This is a genomic window from Cerasibacillus quisquiliarum (assembly GCF_014202495.1).
GTDB lineage: Bacteria > Bacillota > Bacilli > Bacillales > Amphibacillaceae > Cerasibacillus > Cerasibacillus quisquiliarum.
This window is the reverse complement of record NZ_JACHHA010000004.1, coordinates 82,220-97,770: the sequence shown is the minus strand read 5'-3', so window position 1 is coordinate 97,770 and position 15,551 is coordinate 82,220. Positions and strand designations below refer to the sequence as shown.

At 37.3% G+C, this 15,551-nt stretch carries 12 protein-coding genes; 6 read left to right on the top strand and 6 right to left on the bottom strand.

Annotated elements, in window-relative coordinates:
• Positions 1-11: 11 nt before the first annotated feature.
• Entirely contained in the window at positions 12-737 is a 726-nt protein-coding gene (locus HNQ35_RS06345) for an SIR2 family NAD-dependent protein deacylase (protein WP_146936460.1), read from the bottom strand.
• Between the two features lie 111 nt (positions 738-848).
• Positions 849-2,240, bottom strand: coding sequence for an NADP-specific glutamate dehydrogenase (gene gdhA, locus HNQ35_RS06340; protein ID WP_146936458.1), 1,392 nt, complete (start codon positions 2,238-2,240; stop codon positions 849-851).
• Positions 2,241-2,492: 252 nt separating this feature from the next.
• Here gdhA and gltC point away from each other — a divergent pair, with 252 nt between their 5' ends.
• The 4 genes from gltC to HNQ35_RS06320 all read left to right on the top strand — a co-directional run bounded on the left by gltC (position 2,493) and on the right by HNQ35_RS06320 (position 7,544).
• Complete coding sequence (gltC, locus tag HNQ35_RS06335; protein WP_146936456.1) at positions 2,493-3,413, top strand: glutamate biosynthesis transcriptional regulator GltC; 921 nt, start codon at positions 2,493-2,495, stop codon at positions 3,411-3,413.
• A 441-nt stretch (positions 3,414-3,854) separates the two neighbouring features.
• The gene (locus tag HNQ35_RS06330) at positions 3,855-6,089 is read left to right on the top strand and encodes a ribonucleoside-diphosphate reductase subunit alpha (RefSeq protein ID WP_146936454.1); all 2,235 of its coding nucleotides are present in this window, start codon (positions 3,855-3,857) and stop codon (positions 6,087-6,089) included.
• Positions 6,086-6,520: a flavodoxin gene (locus HNQ35_RS06325; protein ID WP_174771664.1), complete on the top strand. Its 435-nt coding sequence runs from the start codon at positions 6,086-6,088 to the stop codon at positions 6,518-6,520. Before HNQ35_RS06330 ends, HNQ35_RS06325 begins: the two co-directional genes overlap by 4 nt.
• Positions 6,501-7,544, top strand: coding sequence for a ribonucleotide-diphosphate reductase subunit beta (locus HNQ35_RS06320; protein WP_146936449.1), 1,044 nt, complete (start codon positions 6,501-6,503; stop codon positions 7,542-7,544). Before HNQ35_RS06325 ends, HNQ35_RS06320 begins: the two co-directional genes overlap by 20 nt.
• Positions 7,545-8,364: 820 nt before the next feature.
• Here HNQ35_RS06320 and HNQ35_RS06315 read toward each other — a convergent pair.
• Positions 8,365-9,417, bottom strand: coding sequence for a C45 family autoproteolytic acyltransferase/hydrolase (locus tag HNQ35_RS06315; RefSeq protein ID WP_146936442.1), 1,053 nt, complete (start codon positions 9,415-9,417; stop codon positions 8,365-8,367).
• 73 nt (positions 9,418-9,490) lie between these two features.
• The gene (locus tag HNQ35_RS06310) at positions 9,491-10,498 is read right to left on the bottom strand and encodes an N-acetylmuramoyl-L-alanine amidase family protein (protein WP_146936440.1); all 1,008 of its coding nucleotides are present in this window, start codon (positions 10,496-10,498) and stop codon (positions 9,491-9,493) included.
• A gap of 160 nt (positions 10,499-10,658) precedes the next feature.
• On the opposite strand from HNQ35_RS06310, the gene eutH reads away from it, so the two are divergent.
• Positions 10,659-11,738 carry an ethanolamine utilization protein EutH gene (gene eutH, locus HNQ35_RS06305; RefSeq protein ID WP_146936437.1) on the top strand — a complete coding sequence of 360 codons (1,080 nt, stop codon included), beginning with the start codon at positions 10,659-10,661 and terminating at the stop codon, positions 11,736-11,738.
• Positions 11,739-11,958: 220 nt separating this feature from the next.
• Here the strand turns inward: eutH and HNQ35_RS06300 are convergent, their stop codons facing one another.
• Positions 11,959-13,194 carry an ABC transporter permease gene (locus tag HNQ35_RS06300; RefSeq protein WP_146936435.1) on the bottom strand — a complete coding sequence of 412 codons (1,236 nt, stop codon included), beginning with the start codon at positions 13,192-13,194 and terminating at the stop codon, positions 11,959-11,961.
• A complete protein-coding gene (locus tag HNQ35_RS06295) occupies positions 13,187-14,113 on the bottom strand; it encodes an ABC transporter ATP-binding protein (protein ID WP_146936432.1) in 927 nt (308 codons plus the stop codon). Before HNQ35_RS06295 ends, HNQ35_RS06300 begins: the two co-directional genes overlap by 8 nt.
• 536 nt (positions 14,114-14,649) lie before the next feature.
• On the opposite strand from HNQ35_RS06295, the gene HNQ35_RS06290 reads away from it, so the two are divergent.
• Entirely contained in the window at positions 14,650-15,255 is a 606-nt protein-coding gene (locus HNQ35_RS06290; protein WP_246118057.1) for a superoxide dismutase family protein, read from the top strand.
• Positions 15,256-15,551: the final 296 nt, after the last annotated feature.

The following is a 15,551-nucleotide window of genomic DNA, read 5'->3' as shown; positions in this document are numbered from 1 at the left end:
CTTCAAAAGTGTTACCCTTTAATCAATTCATCCCATTCCTGTAGTGTTTGCTTAATCGAACGGTCACGGATGATGTGATCGGCCATGGAATCAAGTGGTGTTGCATCACGATTAACAATGACTAGTTTAGCTCCGTTTTCTTTGGCGAGTATCGGAAACATATTAGCAGGGCTTACCGTTAATGAAGAGCCAAAGACGATAAATAAATCTGCTTGCATCGTTTCGTCCTCAGCTTTCATAAAAACATCTTGTGGTAAGGCTTCTCCAAATAATACAATCCCAGGTCGAATGGTACCGCCACATGTATCGCATTCATCCATTCCATCAAAAAACTGTTGGGGTTGAAAAGGCTTTTCACATGAATGACAATGGAAGGAGCGGAATGTGCCATGGAGTTCCATAACATGTTTACTTCCTGCATCATGGTGAAAGCCATCAACATTTTGTGTAATAATCCCTTTGATGAGACTTTGTTTTTCCCAATCGGCTAAAATGTCGTGTCCTTCATGTGGTTTGTACGATTGAATCGCTTGCAAACGGTAACGATAAAAATTGATGAATTCATCGCGATTATGCTCTAATGCATGCACATTGGCCAATTCATCTGGATTAAATTTTTTCCATAATCCATCTTTAGCTGAGCGGAAATCTGGTAACCCGCTCTCTGTTGACATGCCCGCGCCTGTGAAGACAACAGTATGTTTACTTTCCATGATTAAATGAACAGTCTCATTCATTTATATCACTCCTTATTACCGTTATCGTACATGATTTAACTAGTTATTCCTAGTGAACAACGTTTTTTGAGTATAAAAAACCCTTCTGTTACAATACAGAAGGGGAATATATTAAATGACACCTAAATCAATCATTGTATCAGCTACTCGAGTAAAGCCAGCAATATTTGCTCCGACCATTAAGTTTCCTGGTTTATGGTAATCTTTAGCAGCTGTAACACTGTCGTGATAAATATTTTTCATAATTTCTTTCAACATGTTGTCAACTTGCTCAAAAGACCAAGTGACACGAGAGCTATTTTGCGCCATCTCTAAGGCAGAAACGGCAACACCACCAGCATTAACCGCTTTCGCAGGTGCAAATGGAATATTGTGATAGAGAAACACGCCGATTGCCTCTGTTGTAGAGGGCATATTAGCACCTTCTGCTACGAGCATTACTTTATTCTCGACGAGTCGTTTTGCCTCTTTTTCGTCAATTTCATTTTGTGTTGCACATGGAAGTGCGATATCACAAGGTATTTTCCAAATATCTGTACATTTTTCTTTATAAGTAGCGTGTGGATGTTCGTCAAGATAGTCCTTAATTCGACGTCTTTCAACTTCTTTTAATCGCTTAACTGTTGCAAGGTCAATCCCATTTTCATCATAAATGTATCCATTGGAATCACTACAAGCAACGACATGGGCTCCCAATTCGATCGCTTTTTCCATCGTGTGAATCGCGACATTCCCTGATCCAGATACGACGACTGTTTTATCTTTTAATGTTTCTCCGAGGTCTTTTAGCATTTCTTGTACGAAATATATGACACCGTAGCCAGTTGCTTCTTTTCGTCCGATGCTTCCACCATAATGAAGCCCTTTACCAGTTAAAACACCAGCTTCATACTTCCCACGTAATCTTTTGTATTGACCGAATAAATACCCGATTTCACGTGGACCTACACCAATATCACCGGCTGGCACATCAATATCAGGTCCGATATATTTATGGAGTTCTGTCATATAACTTTGACAGAAACGCATGATTTCAGCGTCGGATTTTCCTTTTGGATCGAAATCTGCCCCACCTTTTCCCCCTCCAATTGGTTGACTTGTTAAAGCGTTTTTAAACGTTTGCTCAAAGCCGAGAAATTTAATAATACTTGTATTAACAGATGGATGAAATCGTAAACCGCCTTTGTACGGACCGATTGCACTGTTTGTTTGGACACGATATCCACGATTTACATGAACGACTCCCTTATCATCCATCCAAGGAACACTAAATGTAATTAAACGTTCAGGTTCAACGAGGCGCTCTAGTATATTATATTTGATGTAATCCGTATTTTTCATCAGAACAGGTCTAATGGAAACGAATAAATCCCTTACAGCTTGATGGAACTCTTTTTCGTATGGATCGCGACTAACCATTTGCTGAAACACGCGATTCATATAGTTATTAACGAGTTCTTCTACTTTATGCATCGATAACTTCGGTCTATTTGTTAATGTCATAGGACACCTTCCTTTAAGTTTGTCATCATGACAATGTATTTCTCTTTACGGCGTGACTAAGACGTATTCGTTCGATATGTGAGTAGTAAAATAGTTGATATTTCTTAATATGATCATTTTTTCACATACTTATCCTATTACCATTTTAGCGAAAACCATTCATCTAATCAATATTAATAATAGATGAGATCAATGCCGATATGAGATAATAGAAGAATAAAGAGATGATGATGTGAAAAAAGGTGATAAGTAATGGAATTAAGACAATTAATTTATTTTATAGAAGTTGCTAAGCGTGAACATATGACAGAAGCTGCTGAAGCGTTACATGTTGCTCAATCAGCTATTAGCCGACAAATAGCAAATTTAGAAGCAGAATTAGAAGTTGATCTATTTATTCGTGATGGTCGTAATGTTCGCTTGACCCGTGTCGGAGAGGTTTTCTTAGAACATGCGGAGCGTGCTGTGCATGCCATTCATTATGCGAAACGTGTTGTTAAGGAACATACAGATCCAGAGCGAGGGATGATTCATATTGGTTTTACGAGTAGTTTGGCTTCTTTAATTCTTCCGACATTAATTTCGGCCTTTCGCAAAAAATATCCACATATTAAATTTCAGTTGAACCAGGCTTCCCACAATGAATTGGAAAAGCGTCTAGTACTAGGGGAGATTAATTTGGCTTTATTAGGACCCGTTCCAACAAAGAAAGAACGCATAAAGGGAACGATTTTATTTCAAGAAAAAATCGTTGCTTTACTGCCTGAAGCCCACCCATTAGCAAATGAAAAAGCAGTCTCATTAGATCAATTAAGGAAAGATGTATTTGTTTTATATCCTGAAGGTTATGTTCTACGAAAAATGGTAACCGATGCATGTAAACAACTCGGATTTAAACCAGAAGTATCATTTGAAGGGCAAGACATTGATACGATTAAAGGACTTGTATCTGCTGGTTTAGGAATCTCATTAATTCCAGAAATAACGATTGCAAATGATATGCCAAAAGGAATCGCAATCGTTGATCTTAAAAATCCAAATGTAAGGCGAACGGTTGGTATGATTACACCAGCTGAAAGAGAGTTGCTACCAGCTGAGAAACTTTTTTATCATTTCGCTATAGATTTTTTTAGTCGCTTAGAGCGATTCCAATATCAAAATTTGTCGATATAGGCTGTTTTAATAATAATGATAGGGCAGATGTTACTAATAAAGTGTAAGACATATTTAACTAGAGTGTTAATAGGTTTATCAAAAAACGCTAGACATCAATCATGAATTATGATAAGCTAAATACACAACATCTTGATGATTCAAATCATCAAGACACTATATATGGTATTGTTAATATATTAATGGTAAATATGAAAAAAGGAAATGAACTATAAAAGGTAGGAATGTTGGAGAGCAACAAAATCAAATATACCATTTTACAATGCATAATACAAACAAATCGTACCAATAAGACATGTCAAACGTTTCACTTCACAAATTAGTAACAAAGCTTTCATAATTTGAAAGAAGTGGGCGATTTTTTAGTGCAAAATTAGCTAAAAACAGATAATAAATATCAATTTTCTACAACTATTCCTAAATAAAGGGAGGATCTTATTCATGACACAAACGCTTCAAAAACACGAGTCACTCGTTAGAAATTGGGTTAGTCAAGCGCAAGAAGGATTAAATGTTAATACGGAAAAATATCTTGAGAAGTCATTTCGTACCATTACAGAGGAATCAACACCGAGCTTTATCGCAGACACATTAATTAAAAATGCGCTTGAAAACATTGATGAAGTCAATACGGATTGGACATATCTTGCTGCACGGATATATTTATATGATTTATATCGAAAAGCAGCTGAAAATCGTGGCTATGATGCCGAATTACGCTATGGGGATTTTTATGAATTGATTCAAACCTTAGTTGATAAAGGCATTTATACACCAGCATTATTAGAGAAATATTCAAAAGAAGAGATTTCTCATTTCGGTGAACATATTAAGCCTGAACGAGATCGACTATTTACATATCTGTCAATATATACACTAGCAACGCGTTATCTTGCGACAGACCATGATAAAAATATTTTTGAATTACCGCAAGAACGTTGGATGATCATTGCGATGCATCTTATGCAAGATGAACCGAAAGACAAACGAACAGCACTTGTTGAAGAAGCCTATTGGGCATTAAGTAATCTTTACATGACAGTTGCGACACCGACGATGAATAATTCTGGTAAAACACATGGACAACTATCAAGTTGCTTTATTGATACGGTTGATGATAGTTTGCAATCCATCTATGACGTGAATACAGATGTTGCTAAACTATCAAAAAATGGTGGCGGAATTGGTGTCTATATGGGGAAGGTTCGCGGACGTGGCAGTTCAATTAAAGGCTTTAAAGGTATGTCTAGTGGTGTTGTACCGTGGATTAAACAGTTGAATAATACTGCTGTTAGTGTTGACCAATTAGGGACGCGAAAAGGTGCCATTGCCGTATACTTAGATGCTTGGCATATCGATATTGAACCGTTTTTAGATTTGAAATTAAACAATGGGGACGAAAGAATGCGCGCCCATGATATATTCACAGGCATTTGTATTCCAGACTTATTTATGGAGCAAGTGGAGAAACGTGGTGACTGGTACTTATTTGATCCACATGAAGTTCGACAAGTAATGGGTTACTCACTTGAAGACTTTTATGATGAGAAAAAAGGCGACGGTGAGTGGCGTAGAAGATATAAAGAATGTATTAATAATGAAAATCTTCGTAAGAAAAAGGTACCAGCAATCGATATTATGAAACGGATTATGATTTCTCAGTTAGAAACGGGAACACCGTTTATGTTTTATCGAGATGAAGTAAACCGTCTAAACAACAATCCACATAAGGGTATGATTTATTGCTCTAACTTATGTACTGAAATCACTCAAAACCAATCACCAACACAATTTATTGAAGAATATGTAGAAGATGAAGATATCATTGTAAAAAAATATAAAACAGGTGATTATGTCGTTTGTAACTTAAGTTCTATTAATTTAGGAAAAGCTGTTCCAGATAATGTACTAGAACGATTGATTCGTATACAAGTACGTATGTTAGATAATGTCATCGATATAAATACACTACCAATCAAACAAACAACATTAACAAATCAAAAGTACCGTGCCATTGGTCTTGGTACATTCGGCTGGCACCATCTCTTAGCTTTAAAAGGTATTAAATGGGAAACGGAAGAAGCCGTTCAATTTGCGGATGAGCTTTACGAGAAAATATCTTACTTAACAATCCAAGCAAGTATGGAATTAAGTAAGGAAAAAGGACATTATCCTTCATTTGAGGGTAGTCGTTGGAGTACGGGTGAATATTTTGAGATGCGCGGTTATTCGGATGAAAAATGGACGAAGTTAAAAGAAGAAGTTAAGGAGCATGGCATTCGTAATGGTTACTTAATGGCTGTTGCACCAAACTCTTCAACATCAATCATTGCGAACTCTACTGCAAGTATTGATCCTGTATTTAAGCCATTCTATTATGAGGAGAAGAAAGACTATAAGATCCCTAACACGGCACCCGACTTAACACCAGAAACATATGATATCTATCGTCGTTCAGCATATATTGTGGATCAGCGTTGGTCTGTAAAACAAAATGCGGCACGCCAGAAACATATTGACCAAGGTATTTCCTTTAACTTCTATGTACCAAATACGATTCGTGCCTCAGTTCTTTTAGACTTGCATTTACGTGCGTGGAAGCAAGGGTTAAAAACAACATATTACGTTCGTTCAACATCAACAGATATTGAGGAATGTGAGTGGTGTCATTCATGAGAGCTCTCATTGCATATCTATCGTACAGCGGGAACACAGAAGAAATTGCTGAAATTATTGCTGACAAATTAGTTGCAGACGGTATGGAAGTGGAGATGCATTCGATTGGGATAGATCCCCCAATCGATCCATCTCGCTATGATTACTTCTTTTTCGGCACATTTACATGGGATGTCGGCAGCACACCAGATGAAATGAAAGATTTTGTGTTAGAAGTGGGTTATAAGCCAGATAATGTGGCCGTCTTTGGCTCCGGCGACACACAGTTCGGTGGCGATGATTTGTTTTGTAGAGCAGTTGATCGATTAGCGAAGTTTTACAATAGTAAATGGGAAGGTTTGAAGATTGAACAATCCCCAAGAGGATCACAAGAAGCATTAGTTGAACAATGGGTGGAAGGAGTTTTACATGATGTCAAAAGTCTTGCTTGAGAAGGCGAAAACATTAGAACCACGTTTTCCAAATAAATCAACAGGTTTATTCGGTGGAAAATCAAGTGGGATTTTAAACTGGAATGATATTGCTTATCCACATTGGTACAAAATGTATAAACGTTTAGTAGGTAATTACTGGCAAGCCGATGAAGTGAATATGGGAAGTGATGTGAAACAGTTCCCAACTTTATCAGAAGCAGAGCAAGATGCTTATTTAAAAATTATTGGCTTACTGTCAACATTAGATGGGCCTCAGACGCGAATTGCATTATTAATTTCATTATATGCAACAGATCCGTCTGTACAATCTATTATGGCTGTTATTGCACAACAAGAAGCGGTTCATAATGAAAGTTATTCATATGTTCTATCTTCAGTCGTATCGCTTGATGAGCAGAATAAATCATTTAATTTCGGTCGAAAAGACCCAGTACTTTTAAAGCGGAACGCGCGCATTATGGAACATTATAATAATTTCGCTAAAGAGCCGACAATCGAAAATATTTTAAAAACAATGGTTTATACGGCACTTTTAGAAGGACTATTCTTCTATTCTGGTTTTGCGTTTTTCTATAATTTAGCACGTAGTAATAAGATGGTCGGAACATCAACAATGATTAGTTATATTAATCGTGATGAATTAGAACATGGTCGATTTATTTCTGAATTATTCCGTGCAACACTCGCAGAAAATCCTGAACTCAATAATCCTGAGTTTATTGAGTGGGTTTATGACCAGTTCCGTACTTCAGTAGAATTAGAAACCGAATGGTCAGAATATGTCTTGAAAGATATAAAAGGTATTGATTTAGAAGAAATGGCAGGCTATGTCAAGTATCGTGCGAATAAAATGCTCCGGATGATGGGATTAAGTGAAATTTATCCAGAATACGTGAACAATCCAATGAAATGGATTCGTGCGTATGTTGATAACTTTGACGGAACGAAAACAGATTTCTTTGAACAGAAATCACGTCAATATACAAAAACAAGTGATTTAAACGGTTTTGACGATCTGTAAATAAAAAAAGTGGAGCTGGGACAAAGCCAGTTTTTAATGAGAAAAATTGCGGAAACATTTCCATGTTGTTTCCGCAATTTCTTTTTTGTTTCGGATTGTTATGATTACTATTTTGTATTTTGCCTGTATACTTTCTTAAGTTTACTGCCATTAATGCAAATGCTCATTCATTTTCTAATTTCTATTTTCCACTGACGGAAAATCGAGAGAATGACAAATTAGTCTTCAGGAATCCAAAAACTGGTTCAACATCTAGAATCCATGCAGAGTAGTTAGTTCCACTCCGGATGGTTACGCATAAATCTTCAAAACCATGCAGAGTAGATAGTTCCACTCCGCATGGTTACGCATAAATCTTCGAATCCATGCAGAGTAGCTCGCTCCACTCCGCATGGTTACGCATAAATCTTCAAAACCATGCAGAGTAGCTCGCTCCACCCTGCATGGTTACGCACAAATCTTTGAATCCATGCAGAGTAGCTCGCTCCACTCCGCATGGTTACGCATAAATCTTCGAATCCATGCAGAGTAGCTTTCTCTACTCCACATGATTTCATCCAAAAGCTCAAACGATAGCGATAATACTCGACAATAGTTTGTAGTGTCTCTTCACTATATAAACAAACCCCAGCTCGCTCTATTGATCATTCACGTACTGTCATTATCATGAGGAGAAGTGGGACATAAGGAAAAAGTGAATAAAAATAGCTTTTTCATCTTTCAGAGGTTTTTTCCCGACCTCGTATTATTTATTCATTCAGTATTCTTTAAATTAATTTGACCTTTCCCTTGTTGCAGCATCTACTTTGTAATGGCAAATCTAATCGATTTCTACCATATTGACAAACAGTTCTTTTGAATCAATTTTACCTTTGATTTGTTTGATAGGAAAGTCGTGACCTTCTAACCAGTCGTTGAAAGGAAGAATGACTGGTTTTCGATCACCACCGAGTGCAAACCATACAGACATATCTTTAGGGAAATACCCAGCCGTATGTAATGTACCAGCCCATGCCCCATATTTATTTGAGTAGACACCATGCTCTGAATGATTGAGTAAGCGAAAGGCAGAGTAAGAATCTGTTACATGGACTTGTCCTTTTTTCAGCGCTTTTTCTCGTTTTAAGGAATCATCTAAACGATAGCGATTTTCCTCACGAAGCTGTTCAAAATGATTCGTACATATATGTCCTTTCCGAGCTTTCACTTGTCGTGAAGATGCCTCGACGATTACACTGTCTCCACTCTGGTCAAGCATAATATAACTAAAAGCATGCCGATGGGGAATGTTTTTTAATAGTGTCACGGCTTCTTCGATCGTCGCGCATGTTTGCAAAATAATGCGCCCAATCATATTACAAACAAATCCATCGTTAGACCCGATGCGGTTTGTAAAGTTATAGCCCATTGCCAGACCTTTTTCGTTCATACCATCTGTTCGCCCAGTGATTTGCATTGAAGGTCCAATCGTCGCATACCCGCCATCTGTCGGTTGAAAAAGTACGAACCGGCCTTCATAAGAAGCAGGTGCATTATCGTAATTGCGCATCATATAATCAGAACTTGTAAAAACGGAGCAACCGCTTTGTCCATATTCTAGATAATAGCCACCAAATTCTCGTATGGCGGTTTCTATATCATAATGAAGTCCATCAGCTAACCCTTGAATCTCTGCCCAAATTTCGGGTGCAAATGTTACTAAGGCTTGTTTGACTTGATTGACATCAACGATAAAATGGCGTTTATATTGTTTCTCCCATTGTTTACGACGGTTCGGTAAAATGAAGGAATCGCTAAGTTTTTTACCTTGCCAATAACCAAAATCATAATGTGACCCTCTAAATTGAATAACATCACTATAGACTGCTTTCATTAATAGGGCTTCCTTTCATAGTAAGTGCTAACTTAACTATACTTGAATATGTGTTCATATGAAAGAAGAGCGCTTAATGGGCGTAAAAGTGTTGATGAAGTCCTTGAAAGATTGCTTCGGCAACTTTTTCTTTATAGTCGTTCGTTTGGATGAAGCGAAAATCATCAGGATTCGTTAAAAAACCTAATTCTATTAAAATAGCTTTTTGCTTGTTTTCTCTTAACACGTAGAACTGAGCCTGTTTGACACCTCGGTCATTCATTCCTGTCTGATTAATTAAATACATTTGAATAGTGTGAGCAAGTTTTTCAGATTGACGATCTGTATAATACGTACTTAAGCCTTTTACATGTGTATCAGTATAGGCATCAAAATGAAGACTAATAAAAGCATCTGCTTCTCTTTGTTCTGCAACATGAACGCGGTTTTCTAAGCTAAGGAAATAGTCATTGTTTCTAGTTAGCGTGACATTTGCCCCAGCATTTTCTAAATGATTTGCAACTTGTTGTGCCATCTGTAATGTTAAATCTTTTTCGCGTATGTTATGATGCACGGCACCAACATCTTCTCCACCGTGACCAGCATCAATGACAATATGAAGCTTATCTAATGATGTCTCTGTTGTTAGTGTATCTTTAGAAAGTTGTACAGGACGTGGCTTAACAACCTGAATATCAGTCGCTTTTCGCTCAGGTATAAAGTCAGTGACGTTATGTTCGACCCTTTCTGTTTCTTGATTACGTTCTTCGTTGTCTATTTTTGATTGTTTATCGGTTTTGCTTTTCTCTTGTTGTATATCTGTCTCATTTCGCTCAATAAACTGACGTGCGACCCATACAGGCTGTCCATTGAAAAATGTCTTCACCCAACCATTGACTTCTTCAAAGATCATTAATTCGCTACCAAACCCAAGTTGCCCTACTATTTCCGCATCTCCTGATGGTTGAGTCCGCATATTTAATTGAGTTGATTTCACTTGATATACTTCTCCTGATTCTGCTTGTACTTTAACAGTTGGCATAAAGATAAAAATGAAGACAAAAATGATTGTCATAAATATAACGACTCGTATATTCCCCATTGTTTTTTTAACCTCCTATGAAACTCATAATCTTGCAAACTAGTATGAACAAAAGAAAAATAGATATACCTATTATTTTTAAAAATAGGTTGAAAAGAAGCGTAGATACCGTTATTTTTAATGAGACTGTTTTATTTATAAAGGAATGGGAGAAAGAAATATGGGAATCAATGACATCATTGTTTATATCGTTGTCTTTTTCTTAATCATAGGTGCTATCGATAAAATACGCGGCAATAGATGGGGGCTAGGTGAACAGTTTACAGAAGGATTTAAAGCAATGGGTCCATTAACATTAGCCATGGTCGGGATTATTTCTCTTGCGCCGGTCATTGCTCATTTCTTGACGCCACTTATTACACCTGTATATGGCTTAATTGGTGCTGATCCAGCGACATTTGCGAATACCATTTTAGCAATTGATATGGGAGGATATGCCCTTGCGAAAGAAATGGCTTTAACGCCAGAAGCGGAAGTTTTCTCGTGGGTGTTTTTAGGAACGACGATGGGAGCGACTGTCGTTTTTACTATTCCGGTCGCATTAGGAATGATTGAAAAGAAGGACCATCCATATTTCGCCAAAGGAATATTAATCGGTATGATCACTGTCCCAATAGGTAGTCTAATAGGCGGCATCGTCGGTGGTTTAAGTATTCAAATGATTATCATTAATTTAATACCTATCTTGTTGTTCTCTTTCGTCATTGGCTATGGTTTATGGAAACATGCGGATAAAATGATCACAGCGTTTACACTGTTTGGCAAAGTGGTAGAAGTGGTAGCGATTCTCGGATTAACGGTAGCGATCGTCGAAACGTTAACAGGTATTGTCATCATTCCGAATATGACACCATTAAGCGAAGGTATTCAAATAGTTGGGCAAATCGTTATTTTCTTAGCAGGTGCTTTTCCAATGGTTACTTTTATCCAAAAGGCTTTAAAAAAACCATTAACGAAACTGGGGAATATGTTAAGTATTGATCCGACGGCGACAGCAGGACTTGTCGCGTCCTTAGCTCATAGCATTCCGATGTTAGCGATTTTAAAAGACATGGAACCTAAAGGAAAAGTAATAAACGTTGCATTTACTGTAAGTGCGGCTTTCGTACTCGGGAGTCACTTAGGGTTTGTTGCAGGTGTTGAAAGAGAGATGGTTTTCGCGATGATTGTTGGTAAGCTTATCAGTGGTTTGAGTGCGGTAATGCTTGCGATGCTCACTTTCAGAACATCGCAAGCATAGAAGTTATGATAGAGTGAAGAATAATTTTTATAAAGTGAGACCGCATGGGGCCGAATAGACAATGTTCGTTCTCATGCGGTTGTTTATGTGTAACTTCATTTATCTTCGTGAGTGTGGAGCTGTGTGTTTGATTTGAAAAATGGATGATTAGTCAAACAAAAAAGCGTCATGTCGAGTTGATGAACGAACATCGACATGACGCTTAAGCTAAGCTATTTTATTAAGCGCGCAGCCATTTCCACATTTCTTTAAGGGAAGCATTTTTTCCATACATTAAAATACCAACTTTGAATATCTTTCCAGCTAACTTCATCATGATAATGGTGCTAACAACTAAGATGACAAGTGCAATCGCGATTTCACCCCATGGCCATTCTTCCATAACGGTTAAGCGCATAAGAAGCACTCCCGGAGAGGTGAATGGAAAATATGTGCCGATTTTAGCGATCATGCCAGTTGGATTCATAAAAACGGATGTTGCAAAAATGAACGGTAAAAAAGGTAACATTAAAACTAAACCTTGAAAATTTCCCGCAGTCGAAACATCAGCCATCGTTGCGCCAATCCCAACATAGAGAGCAGCAAACAGTAAGTAACCAATAATCGCAATGAGTACGAGTAATAATGTTTCTGGTACGAGTAAGTATTCAATAATTGGAATATCCGTTTTCCATAAAGCAACAGGAATGGCAAAAGCTAATAAGACGACAGCTTGCAGCAGACCTAAGACGAAATAACCGATAATCTTACCTTGCATAAGCTCGCCAGGTGTCACCGATGATAAAATAATTTCTGCAATTTTATCTTTCTTTTCTTGAGAAGCGCTTTGAAAAATATACATACCAGCAATCACGATAGAAAAGAGTATGATTCCTGCAAAAATGCCTGGCACGGCCTTCTTAAATGGATCTTCTTCAAGTGTGGCACCTTTGCCATCTACCGCTTCTGTATTTTCTCCAGCTACTTCCTCAGAAAATACAATAGGTGTCGTTGCTTTAGTGAGTTGTTCTTCTGTTAAACCGAGCTTACTCATTTGGATTGATTTTAGAGGTGTTTCTAAAACCATTAACTCTGTTGAGAATAAATCATAAATGGCATCACTTGTGAAAACAGGAACAATCCCTTCGCTTAAAGCCTCCTGATTGATAAAAATATATGCCGTATCTTCGGTATCCTCTAATGCTTCATTCACCTCATCTTGAGAGAGCTCCGTCTGTTGAATGTCCCAATCTAATTCCACGGTATGAATCGTTTCTTTAAGAGCATCGTAGACACCAACTTCATCATTGATAAATACGGTTGTGCTTGAACCATTCTCAGCGTCCTCACCCATTAACGATCCTAAAAATCCGAATAATAAAATAAGTGCAGGCGTCATAAAAAGGCCAATTAAATACGTTTTATTTTTTAAATTTCGTCTCATTTCCCAGCGAGCGACTTTTATAGCGTTACGCATGTTGTTCACCTACCTTTTCGTTTGATTGATTACTATTTGCGATATCGACAAAGATCTCATGGAGCGAGATTCTATCGATCGATAGTTCTTGAATATGCAACTCAACTGGTAAGTTTTTCAGCCATAGCGTAGGAGTGACATCATGATCCAAATATAAAACTGCTCGGTCGGGTTGATGGTCAATCCTTTGTACTTGTGGAAGTTGCTTTAGAACAGTTAAGTCATTATGACCCCGAATGGTACATTTGAAATTCGCATACTCTGTTTTCACATCATCTAATGAGCCGTAAATCACTTTTTCTCCTTGTTGAATCATGAAGAGTCGATCACAGATTTCTTCTACTAAGTTCATTTGATGTGATGATAATAATATGGCTGTCCCTTGATCAGCTAAATGGCGAATTTCATCTTTGAAAACATCCTGGCTGACAGGGTCCAATCCAGAAAACGGTTCATCTAAAATTAATAATTCAGGTTCATGCAGAATCGAAGAAATGAATTGGACTTTCTGATTCATTCCTTTTGATAACTCTTCTAAATTAACATTTTCTTTTCCTTTTAAATCGAATTTTTCTAAGTAGGCAAGTGCACGTTCTTTGGCTTTTTTTAGTGGATAGTCCTTTAAGTCAGCTAAGTAGAGGAGCATATCCATCACTTTAACATTTTTATAAAGTCCACGTTCTTCAGGTAAATAGCCAATTTTGTGACGTGGAATATCTTTATACTGATGGAAAATAACTTCCCCTCGATCAGGGTAAATAATGCCCATAATATTGCGGATGGTTGTAGATTTTCCGGCACCATTAGGTCCGAGTATGGCCATAATCTCGCCCTGTTTCACTTCAAAAGAAATGCTTTTTAATACTTGTTTGTCTTTAAATGATTTTTCTAAGCCTTGAACGGATAATATCGTTTCCATCTTAACACCCTTTCTTATTTGCTTTCATTAACTAAATCAATACGATATAGGAACTCACCATTAAAATGAAGGAGTACACCTTTTTCATCTTTTTCAGCATGGATATGTAAATGGGGTTTAGTTGAATTTCCATAGTTACCGATTTCCCAATTTTGTCACCCGTTTGATATCGGCGCCGACTTATACAAGAACACTATTTTTACTAAGATATGCAAGGTATACAATTGTATCGTTATCATTTTTACATGATAGTCCAACATAGTTTCCCAAAGGGTCCTTCTTCGTAGCTTCACGTGGAATGAAATCGGGTAACGTGCTTTCAACTTCGATTACTTTAGCATCACACGGGCTATACATATTTTCATAAAACGTTCCTCATTAACATGTAATACGTAAAGATCTATTAAAAGTTTCCTTATTGATCATTTTTTTAAAAATAAGTTTAAAGAAAGTTCGTTTTCTTGGATGATCTAACTACGTTTATTCTGCTCCATATCTGTTAACAATAAAGAGGATAGTAGAATGGAGGGATTCATTTGTATAGAAAAAAGCTGATAACGGTTTTGACTCTTCTTTTTCTTTCAGGAATCATGGTCGGCTGTCAGATGAATACAGAGAAAGAAAGAGATGGTCATCAACATGAAAAAGATGTGGAAACAGTCGTTCCAACAGATGAAGGCGGAAAGAAAGCACATGTAAAAGTAACGATGCAAAATACAGAAGGTGAAAAAATTGGTGAAGCATCATTAAGTCAAGTAGAAGATGGTGTGCTTATTTCGTTACAAGCAAGTCATTTACCTCCAGGGTTACATGGCTTTCATATTCATGAGAAAGGTATGTGTGAAAAGCCAACCTTTGAGTCAGCTGGTCCTCACTTCAATCCGACAAATAAGAAGCATGGATTTGATCACCCAGAAGGTCCCCACGCAGGTGATCTACCGAATATTGAAGTGAAAGAAGATGGCACGATTCAAGTTGAAATCGTAGCAAAGATGGTCACATTAGAGATGGGTAAGGAAAATTCATTGCTTCAAGATGGGGGAACGTCACTCGTCATCCACTCTGAAGCAGATGATTATTACTCGCAACCAGCAGGGAATGCAGGGGACCGAATCGCTTGTGGTGTTATTAAAAAGGAATAAAAATAACGGCTCGGACAAACATGCTAAGCTCAACTGAAAGCCGAATATTATTTTAGTGATGACAAGATACCGTTACCTTCTAGCTGAACATGAAAAGGATCACTGTTATCTGCTAAAAAGGGATTATATAACTAAATGATATGATGCGTTTTTTGTTCGGATTTTTGTAAATAAGTATCATTTGTATCTGCTTCTTCTGAAACAATCGTTTGATTTAATCATAAACAGAACAATTCAATTTAGTACTAAACTCATGTATAATAGAATATATTTCGAGTAGCGAAAGAAGGGATAAA

What these genes read in the sequence shown, in the direction of transcription:
- HNQ35_RS06330 (WP_146936454.1), top strand. Translation starts at nt 3,855, where the DNA reads ATGACACAAACGCTTCAAAAACACGAGTCACTCGTTAGAAATTGGGTT.
- eutH (WP_146936437.1), top strand. Translation starts at nt 10,659, where the DNA reads ATGGGAATCAATGACATCATTGTTTATATCGTTGTCTTTTTCTTAATC.
- HNQ35_RS06300 (WP_146936435.1), bottom strand. Translation starts at nt 13,194, where the DNA reads ATGCGTAACGCTATAAAAGTCGCTCGCTGGGAAATGAGACGAAATTTA.
- gltC (WP_146936456.1), top strand. Translation starts at nt 2,493, where the DNA reads ATGGAATTAAGACAATTAATTTATTTTATAGAAGTTGCTAAGCGTGAA.
- HNQ35_RS06315 (WP_146936442.1), bottom strand. Translation starts at nt 9,417, where the DNA reads ATGAAAGCAGTCTATAGTGATGTTATTCAATTTAGAGGGTCACATTAT.
- HNQ35_RS06345 (WP_146936460.1), bottom strand. Translation starts at nt 737, where the DNA reads ATGAATGAGACTGTTCATTTAATCATGGAAAGTAAACATACTGTTGTC.
- HNQ35_RS06295 (WP_146936432.1), bottom strand. Translation starts at nt 14,113, where the DNA reads ATGGAAACGATATTATCCGTTCAAGGCTTAGAAAAATCATTTAAAGAC.
- gdhA (WP_146936458.1), bottom strand. Translation starts at nt 2,240, where the DNA reads ATGACATTAACAAATAGACCGAAGTTATCGATGCATAAAGTAGAAGAA.
- HNQ35_RS06310 (WP_146936440.1), bottom strand. Translation starts at nt 10,498, where the DNA reads ATGGGGAATATACGAGTCGTTATATTTATGACAATCATTTTTGTCTTC.
- HNQ35_RS06320 (WP_146936449.1), top strand. Translation starts at nt 6,501, where the DNA reads ATGTCAAAAGTCTTGCTTGAGAAGGCGAAAACATTAGAACCACGTTTT.
- HNQ35_RS06325 (WP_174771664.1), top strand. Translation starts at nt 6,086, where the DNA reads ATGAGAGCTCTCATTGCATATCTATCGTACAGCGGGAACACAGAAGAA.